Genomic DNA, 421 nt, shown 5'->3' on the forward strand with positions numbered 1-421 from the left:
GTATAAACGATGATCAGGTTCTATTTAGAAAGTGGCGCGATTGCGGCATTGACGACACACGAGGGCAAAACTACTCACAGCTGGTAGCGCTAAATCCCGACTATCCGCCCCTTGATAGTCGGTTTACTACGTTTGAGGTTTGCGGGGTCGCCACCGAGCACAGAATAAAACTAAAATAAGCTGCGAGCGCTTATACTGATTCTGTCAATGATTGATCGTTGTCGATTGCCAGAGCATCATCGGTGATAAGCATCATATGTACAAAAAAACGCAATAATGGTGAAAACTTCCATGCACTTTTATTGCGCTGAGACTCTCGATTATCTGGCGTGGCAATACCAATATGTATGGTACTGATATCTGCTTTATGAATACGCCTGATCTTATCATCTGCAATACCGGCTACTTTTGACTGCTCCTC

General features: G+C 44.2%; 1 protein-coding gene. It reads right to left on the bottom strand.

The annotated features are described in order from the left end of the window. Positions 1 to 190: 190 nt before the first annotated feature. Positions 191 to 421 (bottom strand): hypothetical protein (locus BTV99_RS13545; protein ID WP_178377977.1); only part of this gene is annotated, 231 nt, incomplete at its 5' end.

This window comes from Psychrobacter sp. Rd 27.2 (assembly GCF_001921755.1).
GTDB lineage: Bacteria > Pseudomonadota > Gammaproteobacteria > Pseudomonadales > Moraxellaceae > Psychrobacter > Psychrobacter celer.